13 protein-coding genes and 1 pseudogene are annotated in these 6,824 nt (G+C 63.0%); 11 read left to right on the forward strand and 3 right to left on the reverse strand.

The genetic code is table 11. The features are described 5' to 3' along the window. Positions 1–54 precede the first annotated feature (54 nt). Together KKQ75_RS12940 and KKQ75_RS12945 are read right to left on the reverse strand one after the other, a co-directional pair. Positions 55–360, reverse strand: coding sequence for a hypothetical protein (locus tag KKQ75_RS12940; protein ID WP_079437282.1), 306 nt, complete (start codon positions 358–360; stop codon positions 55–57). After that, positions 357–983: a ParA family protein gene (locus tag KKQ75_RS12945; RefSeq protein WP_213362860.1), complete on the reverse strand. Its 627-nt coding sequence runs from the start codon at positions 981–983 to the stop codon at positions 357–359. The genes KKQ75_RS12940 and KKQ75_RS12945 overlap by 4 nt, the downstream gene beginning before the upstream one ends. 192 nt (positions 984–1,175) lie before the next feature. Here KKQ75_RS12945 and KKQ75_RS12950 point away from each other — a divergent pair, with 192 nt between their 5' ends. From KKQ75_RS12950 to KKQ75_RS13000, 11 genes are all read left to right on the forward strand, one after another. Next, on the forward strand, positions 1,176–1,739 hold the full coding sequence (locus KKQ75_RS12950) for a hypothetical protein (RefSeq protein ID WP_213362862.1): 564 nt from the start codon (positions 1,176–1,178) through the stop codon (positions 1,737–1,739). 1 nt (position 1,740) lies between these two features. After that, entirely contained in the window at positions 1,741–1,944 is a 204-nt protein-coding gene (locus tag KKQ75_RS12955; RefSeq protein WP_136774625.1) for a hypothetical protein, read from the forward strand. Between the two features lie 24 nt (positions 1,945–1,968). Then, the gene (locus KKQ75_RS12960) at positions 1,969–2,538 is read left to right on the forward strand and encodes an HAD family hydrolase (RefSeq protein WP_213362864.1); all 570 of its coding nucleotides are present in this window, start codon (positions 1,969–1,971) and stop codon (positions 2,536–2,538) included. Continuing rightward, positions 2,535–2,972: a hypothetical protein gene (locus KKQ75_RS12965; protein ID WP_213362865.1), complete on the forward strand. Its 438-nt coding sequence runs from the start codon at positions 2,535–2,537 to the stop codon at positions 2,970–2,972. Before KKQ75_RS12960 ends, KKQ75_RS12965 begins: the two co-directional genes overlap by 4 nt. Further along, entirely contained in the window at positions 2,969–3,238 is a 270-nt protein-coding gene (locus KKQ75_RS12970) for a hypothetical protein (RefSeq protein WP_213362866.1), read from the forward strand. The genes KKQ75_RS12965 and KKQ75_RS12970 overlap by 4 nt, the downstream gene beginning before the upstream one ends. A 229-nt stretch (positions 3,239–3,467) precedes the next feature. Then, positions 3,468–3,680: a hypothetical protein gene (locus KKQ75_RS12975; protein WP_213362867.1), complete on the forward strand. Its 213-nt coding sequence runs from the start codon at positions 3,468–3,470 to the stop codon at positions 3,678–3,680. Then, the gene (locus tag KKQ75_RS12980; RefSeq protein WP_213362868.1) at positions 3,677–4,174 is read left to right on the forward strand and encodes an HAD domain-containing protein; all 498 of its coding nucleotides are present in this window, start codon (positions 3,677–3,679) and stop codon (positions 4,172–4,174) included. The genes KKQ75_RS12975 and KKQ75_RS12980 overlap by 4 nt, the downstream gene beginning before the upstream one ends. Next, positions 4,171–4,731, forward strand: a complete 561-nt coding sequence (locus KKQ75_RS12985; protein WP_213362869.1) for a 3'-5' exonuclease — start codon at positions 4,171–4,173, stop codon at positions 4,729–4,731. Before KKQ75_RS12980 ends, KKQ75_RS12985 begins: the two co-directional genes overlap by 4 nt. Before the next feature lie 115 nt (positions 4,732–4,846). Further along, positions 4,847–5,128, forward strand: coding sequence for a type II toxin-antitoxin system RelB/DinJ family antitoxin (locus tag KKQ75_RS12990; protein WP_013124611.1), 282 nt, complete (start codon positions 4,847–4,849; stop codon positions 5,126–5,128). Beyond that, positions 5,100–5,429 carry a type II toxin-antitoxin system YafQ family toxin gene (locus KKQ75_RS12995; protein WP_013124610.1) on the forward strand — a complete coding sequence of 110 codons (330 nt, stop codon included), beginning with the start codon at positions 5,100–5,102 and terminating at the stop codon, positions 5,427–5,429. Before KKQ75_RS12990 ends, KKQ75_RS12995 begins: the two co-directional genes overlap by 29 nt. Continuing rightward, entirely contained in the window at positions 5,426–5,845 is a 420-nt protein-coding gene (locus KKQ75_RS13000; RefSeq protein ID WP_213362870.1) for a hypothetical protein, read from the forward strand. Before KKQ75_RS12995 ends, KKQ75_RS13000 begins: the two co-directional genes overlap by 4 nt. Positions 5,846–5,956: 111 nt before the next feature. On the opposite strand, the pseudogene KKQ75_RS13005 reads toward KKQ75_RS13000, so the two are convergent. Continuing rightward, a pseudogene (locus tag KKQ75_RS13005) lies at positions 5,957–6,824 on the reverse strand (ATPase); the annotation flags it as partial.

Raw genomic sequence — 6,824 nt, forward strand, 5'->3', positions numbered from 1 at the left:
TAGTCCATACTCGAAATCGTTATGTATATACATAGATAGGTATATACATACCTATCAGCGCTTGAGGAAGGCTTCCAGCGCCTCGACCACGATGTCCTTCTCGGTGACACGGCGGCCGGTCTGCTTGGAGCGCGCACTGGCTTCTTCGCGCAGCCGATCAGCCAGCTCTTCTGGGAAGTTGAAGATTTTTTGCACCCGAGCACGCCCGTAGCGCGGGCCTTCCTCGACCACGGGCGGCGTTGCTGCCGGTGCAGGCGCGGCGGGTGCCGCTGGCTTTTCAGCGCGGTCAGCCGCGCCACTCTCCAAAAACTCGTTCAGGTCTTTGCGCTGGGCAAAGCCGATGTCCGGTTTTGCCTTCATGCCATCACCTCACGGAAGAACGCTTCCATCTCGCTGATCGCGGCTTGATCGCGGCCCAGCTCCTGAACGGTCGCGCCCTCGCCGATGGCGCGACGGAAGGCCACGCGCTCGCAGACCTTGGTGGGCAGCACAGTCAGCTTCTGCTCGGCCAAGAATTCCAGCATCTCGGCCGCATCCTTGGTGCGCGGATCGACACGGGTCAGCAGCACGCGCACATCCAAGTCAGGGTTGTAGTCACGGGCTAGCTCGACGACTTCGAGCAGGTCAGTCATGGCCGCTGCGTCCAGATTGGACGCACCGACCGGGATCACGGCACGCTGGGCCAGCAGCAGCGCGGAGCGCAGGCCCACGGAATCACGGCCGCCTGCATCGACGACAACGTGCTCAAAGCCGGTGGCCAGTTGCTTGCCTTCGGCGAGGATCGCCTTGCCAGCGAGGCAGGTGGTGGTAGGCGACGGGTCGTATTGCGTCTCACGACGCCATGCGGCCCAACTCGCGGCCGAGGCCTGCGGGTCGCCGTCGATGAGCAGCGTCTTGCCCTGACGGGCCAGCATCACTGCCAGATGCACGGCGGTCGTGGTCTTGCCGACGCCGCCCTTGGTGTTCACACAAGCGAAGATCATGGGTGCTCCTATCTATGTATATACCTACCGATTACAGCAGCATAGCTGCTCGCCATCGCCCGCGAAGGTCTGCCCTTCATCCGGCTAGTAGGTATGTATATACCTACCGACCACAAGCGAATAGTAGCAGACTTTTGCGCCATCGCGTATAGTTTTAGTTGTACGCAACAACAAGCAGAAGAGAACGCACCCATGCAGTTCAAGATCATCCGGCACCGCGACAAGGACGGCACTTACCGAGAGGGGCACAGAGTCCAGTGCCTGCGCCGGGTGCGCGAAGTAACGCCGGATTTTCCCGAGGGGAAGAACGTGCAGCGCGTGGTGGCGAAGTTCGACCGGGAAGCGCGCGAGCTGCCTGCCGATGCGCTGGCCATCCTCACCCCGGCCGAAGTCGAAGAGTGGCGGGAGTGGCGTGTCCGTCAAGACGAAGAGGAATTGAAGGCAGCGGCGCAGTTCGAGCTGGACACGCTGGCCGAAAGCACGCGGGTGGCTCGGGTTGGGCTGGCCAAGGGCTACGCCACCACCACCACCGAAAACGTCGCCGCCATCCGCAAGGAAATCCGGGCGCTGATACGGGTTGCCAGCGAGCTGGGCCTGATGCCGGAGCCGGTGAGAGGGCGGCCGGTCATCGAAGAGGAAAGCGAGATCACCTTGCTCCCGAACTTCGCACCACCCGGCACGCCCGCCTATGAGTCCTACCAACGGCTGCTCGACGAGCACGAGAGAAAGAAAGCACAGACCAACGACGGAGGCTGACATGCGCTATTGGACATTCGACCCCAACACCTGCCGCTTCGAGCGCGCGAGCAAGCAAGCCGCTTTGCACGCCGCCGACGTGGCCGTGGTCAACGACGACACCGACGTGCAGGTCATCAGCGATCACCAGCCGCCCAAGCGCTGGCCCAGCGGTGAGCCGCTGGTGGTGGCGGGCGTCGAGTTCGAGCGCGAGTTGTTCGAGTAGGTATATAGGTAGGTATATACATATATGAGAACAACCAAAGCCATCATCTTCGACGCCTTCGGCACACTGATCCGCTACACAACGCGCACGGCCCCCTATGGCGGCCTCGTGGATGCGGACGGGCGGCCGGTGGATCGGCTCGCCTGCCTGACCCGCAATGTGCCGCTGGCGACCCTCGCCACCGAGATTGGCGCGGGGGACAAGCTCGATGTGCTCCTGCCCGACTTAGCCGAAGAGCTGTCCGGTCTGCGTCTGTTTCCCGAGGTGCCGGAAGTGCTCACCAAGGCGCGGGCCGCAGGCCTGCGACTGGCCGTCTGCTCGAACCTCGCCTACGAGTACGGCCCGGCCGTGCGCGGCCTCGTGCCCGAGCTGGACGCCTACGTCCTGTCCTACGAGGTGGGCGTGGCCAAGCCGCACCCGACGATGTACCGCCTTGCGTGCGCCGAGTTGGGCTGCGCACCGGCCGAGACGGTTTTCGTGGGGGACAGCAAGCGGTGCGACTTCGATGGGCCGCAGGCCTTCGGGATGCAGGCACGCTGGCTGGATCGCAGGGGAGGGCAGTCGCTAGTCGATGCCCTCAAGGGAGTGTTATGAGAAAAGAACTCGATGAGCTGCTGTGCCAGCGCTACCCGCTGATCTTTGCCGAGCGCCATCTTTCGCAGATGCAAACCTGCATGTGCTGGGGGATCGCTTGTGGTGATGGCTGGTTTGACCTGATCGACACCCTCTGCGAGCGTCTGCAATTCTGGACGGATCGCAACAAAGCGCCGCAGGTGGTCGCCCAACAAGTCAAGGAGAAATTCGGCACGCTGTGCTTCTATCCGCGTGAAGCTAACCCAACGCAGCGGGGAATGATCTACATGGCAGAGGCCATGTCTGCCCGCATCTGTGACCAGTGCGGCAAGCCGGGTCAGACGCTGGTGCATGAGTTCTGGCACATGACCCGGTGCGCGGAGCACGCACCAGCGGGTGCGATCACGCTGGAGGCATTCATTGCCCAGCGAAAAGTGCCGGGGATCGCACCATGAGCACCTTGTCTCCCGTCGCCGAAACGGCACGCCTTGAAGCCGCCACAGAAACGCTGGCTGAGTACATCGGGTACTTGAACTGTGAGATCGACGCCGAGCAGGAAAAGGTGGGGCCGAACCCTGAGCGCGTCACTGCGCTTGAGCGCGAGTTGGACATTGTTCTTGGTGAGCGCCGGGCGCTGACGCCAAGCAATCGCGACATCATCAACCGGGCGCTCTACATCTACGCCCCGGTCTTGAAGCGAATGCACGGGGGCACACCATGACCCGCGACGAGCTGATTGCAGCCGTTCCTGTTCGCCGCAGTGCGGCCGATGGCCCCTTTGTTGCCCTAGCCGACATCCCTGCGCCGTGGCGCGACCAGTTCGAGCAGGCGCTACGTGGTAGCGCCGCCCCGGCCATGCCCGATGTAGGCCCGTGTGCGTGGGCATGGGACTGGCAACAGTGGGTCATGGGGAGTTGGCACCGCGACGGCCGCGCTGAGGGCTTGCAACCATGAACGACCCCGCCACTATGCACACCCTCTACCGGCTGGCCGATTACCCCGTGCTGGCCTCGTTGGCTCAAGGTGGCACCAAGGCAAGCAAGCTGGACGGCAGAGCTTGCCGGTACATCTACGAGGCGGCACTGCCCCGGATTGACTGGCAAGCCGTGTCGGCGAGCGAACGGGCCTTCATGCACTCGCTGGGGATCGAGGTGAAGCCGTGATTCTCTTCGTGGACTTCGACGGCGTGTTGCACCCGGCGCGGGCCGTTATGGGACAGCATGGCCCGGAGCTGGCCGGGGACGGTTCGCTCTTCATGTGGGCCGAACCACTGGCCGAGCTGCTGGCCGAGCGCCCGCACGTCCAGATCGTGCTTTCTACGAGCTGGGCGCGTCACCTGCCCTTTGAGCAGGTGCGCGACTTTCTGCCTGTGTCGCTGCGCCGCCGTGTCGTGGGTTCGACGTGGCACAGCATCCAGACCGATCCCGTTTTCTCGCACGGACTCCCGTATTCGTATTGGCAGGACGCAACCCGCTACCAACAGGTGCGCCGCTGGGTCACGCTGCACCGGCTGCGCCGCTGGGCAGCTATCGACGACGACGCGGACGGCTGGGACGATGCTGACCGCACGCGCTTGGTTCACACGCGGGCCGACAGCGGCCTTTCTGACCCGGCCGCGATGTCGCGCTTGGCCGAGCTGCTGCGAGGTCAGCCATGACGGCCGCCGAGCTGCTGGCCAACGTGCCCGTGTTGGTCATCGACCTTGAGGCCACCTGCGACGAAGGCGATGGCCTCCCTGCAATTGACATGGAGATCATCGAGATCGGCGCGGTGTGGGCCACGGCTGAGGGCACCGTGCTCGACACGTTTCAGGCGCTGGTGCGCCCCGTGGTACGCCCTCAGCTCACTCCGTTTTGTCGGCAGCTCACCAACATCCAGCAAGCCGACGTGGACGGTGCCGAGTTGTTCCCAGTGGTCGCGGCACGGCTGGCCAGCTTCGCGCAACGCCATCAGGCTCCGGGCGCAACTTGGGGCAGTTGGGGCCAGTTCGACGCCAAGCAGCTTGCGCGTGACTGCGAGCGACACGGCATCGACAGCCCGCTCGCAGCGTTCGAGCATATCAACCTCAAGCGCCGATTCGCAAAAGCCCGAAAGATCAAGGAAGTGGGAATGGCCCGCGCCTTGCAGATGGTGGGCCTGCCGCTCGATGGCGCGCACCACCGAGGCCTTGACGACGCGCGCAACATCGCCAAGCTGCTGCCGCGGTCTATATAGGTATGTATATACCTATATACATACATAGAGACGGGACGCCGGGGGGGGTGTCACCTTGCGATTGTGGGCGGCGTGCGATACAATGTATCTCAATCAGTCGCAATAGGAGGCCGTCATGGCTGCTACCACCACTATGGTTCACGTTCGCGTGGACGAAAACGTCAAGGCGCAGGCTGCGGAAACGCTGGCCTCGATGGGCCTGACCGTCTCCGATGCGATCCGCGTGTTCCTGACCCGTGTTGTCGCCGACAAGGAACTGCCGTTCGCGCTCAAGGCACCGAACGCCACCAGCCGCGTCGCCATCGCCGAGGCCAACGAGATCATCAAGAGCCGTCGCGCTCGCTTCGCAACTGCCGACGCCTTGCTGAATGACCTCGAAGAAGCCAGCCGCAAGTAAGCGGGCAAACCTGCCCCGAGCGTCGGACTACACCAAGGACTTCCTCAAGGACTGGCAGCGCCTGTCTCATTCCGGCCGGTACGACATGAACCGGCTGAAAGAGGCCATGACGCTGCTGATCGCCAACGACGGGCCGCTGCCGCCTGAATGGCTCGATCACGCCCTGACGGGCGACTGGGCAGGCCATCGTGAGTGCCACGTCGGCGGCGACTTCCTCCTGATCTACACGCTCGACGACTCGGGCAAGAGCGGCTTGGTCGTTTTCGTGCGCAGCGGGACGCATTCCGAGCTGTTCTCGTGAGCCTGCATCCAACCCTCGACCCTCAACTGACCGGCAACGTCGGTCTGTACTACTGCTGCTACCGGCTCTCGCTGATGGGCTGGAACGTCATGCCCACGGCGCGCAACGCGCGAGGGGTAGACATCATTGCCTACAGCCGGGATGCCTCCCGGTTCGTGGGTGTGCAGGTGAAGGCCCTGAGCAAGCGCAACCCGGTGCCGCTGGGCACGTCGCTCGACAAGGTGATGGGCGACTTCTGGATCATCGTGAACAAGGTGGCCACCGCGCCCTCGGCCTACATCATGCTGCCGTCCGAGGTGACAGAGCGCGCACACCGTGGCGAGAAAGAGGGCAGGGTGTCCTACTGGCTACAGCCGACCGACTACGAGCACGAGACGTTCAAGGAAGCGTGGGAGCGCATCGGTCACGGAGCGTAGGCACCAAGAAAGCCGCCTCGCATGGCGAGGCGGTGAAAGACTGCGGGCTGTCAGGGAGGAAAACGCCGCTACAAGGCAGTCTCCTTGATTATCAGCGCGTAGGGCAGGGCATCAGAACTCGTACTTCTCTTTGCGCTGGATAAAGGCATCGCGCCCGCCTTCCAGAATGCTGGCCACCTGATCCCGAATCACGGGAACGTCAATCGAGCCTTGTGCTTCCAGCCCGAGACACCCTTGGTTCTCAGCGGCCGTGAACACGCCAATCCACTCGGCATCACCGAACACCGGGATGTTCGCGTTGTGTGTCGCGAACAAGAACTGCCGACTGGTCTTTGCCTCCCTCAATTCGGCGACGATCCGATCTGCGATGAAGGCGTTGTCAAGGTTGTCCTCCGGCTGATCCATCAGAAGGGGATCAACGTTCTCAAGCAGCAGCATGTGCAGGATTGCCGTGCACTGCTGGCCCGTAGAGAGCTTGTTGAGCGGCCGGAATACCGCATCGGCTTGGCCGTGCGCGACATTCAAGAAGATGTCCACGCGATGCTCCAGCTCCAAGGCCTCCAACTCCATGAGCTGAGACGACTGGAGCTTGGTGAGTGCGTCGGCCACCATCTGCGTGACGCCCCAATCGAGTTGTACGTCGGCAGACCCTTTCTGAATCGACTGGGCCAGCGACAGTGGGCTGATCGTCTCAGCTTCCTCAATGAACGCAAGCCGCTTTTCGCCAACGCCGTCCAGCTTGCAACCCAGCAGGAAGGTCATCAAGGGCGTGCGGTCAGCCTCCGGCACGATCTCCACCTTGAGCTTGCCCTCAAGTCGCCTGTTCAGCTTCTTCGCGGCCTTCTGCAACGCCTGTATGCGTTGCGCACGCAAATCAGACAGCTCGGCCAACAGGTTGCGCCGTTCCTGACGCAAGGTGTCGCGCTGGGACTCGTGCGTAGTCGCCCGCGACTTCATGGGCTTGATGCGCTCGATCTCC

It is taken from the genome of Brachymonas denitrificans, from assembly GCF_907163135.1.
Classification (GTDB): domain Bacteria; phylum Pseudomonadota; class Gammaproteobacteria; order Burkholderiales; family Burkholderiaceae_C; genus Brachymonas; species Brachymonas denitrificans_A.

Coding starts and splice junctions, on each gene's coding strand:
- KKQ75_RS12940 (WP_079437282.1), bottom strand. CDS start 360: ATGAAGGCAAAACCGGACATCGGCTTTGCCCAGCGCAAAGACCTGAAC.
- KKQ75_RS12945 (WP_213362860.1), bottom strand. CDS start 983: ATGATCTTCGCTTGTGTGAACACCAAGGGCGGCGTCGGCAAGACCACG.
- KKQ75_RS12950 (WP_213362862.1), top strand. CDS start 1,176: ATGCAGTTCAAGATCATCCGGCACCGCGACAAGGACGGCACTTACCGA.
- KKQ75_RS12955 (WP_136774625.1), top strand. CDS start 1,741: ATGCGCTATTGGACATTCGACCCCAACACCTGCCGCTTCGAGCGCGCG.
- KKQ75_RS12960 (WP_213362864.1), top strand. CDS start 1,969: ATGAGAACAACCAAAGCCATCATCTTCGACGCCTTCGGCACACTGATC.
- KKQ75_RS12965 (WP_213362865.1), top strand. CDS start 2,535: ATGAGAAAAGAACTCGATGAGCTGCTGTGCCAGCGCTACCCGCTGATC.
- KKQ75_RS12970 (WP_213362866.1), top strand. CDS start 2,969: ATGAGCACCTTGTCTCCCGTCGCCGAAACGGCACGCCTTGAAGCCGCC.
- KKQ75_RS12975 (WP_213362867.1), top strand. CDS start 3,468: ATGAACGACCCCGCCACTATGCACACCCTCTACCGGCTGGCCGATTAC.
- KKQ75_RS12985 (WP_213362869.1), top strand. CDS start 4,171: ATGACGGCCGCCGAGCTGCTGGCCAACGTGCCCGTGTTGGTCATCGAC.
- KKQ75_RS12990 (WP_013124611.1), top strand. CDS start 4,847: ATGGCTGCTACCACCACTATGGTTCACGTTCGCGTGGACGAAAACGTC.
- KKQ75_RS12995 (WP_013124610.1), top strand. CDS start 5,100: ATGACCTCGAAGAAGCCAGCCGCAAGTAAGCGGGCAAACCTGCCCCGA.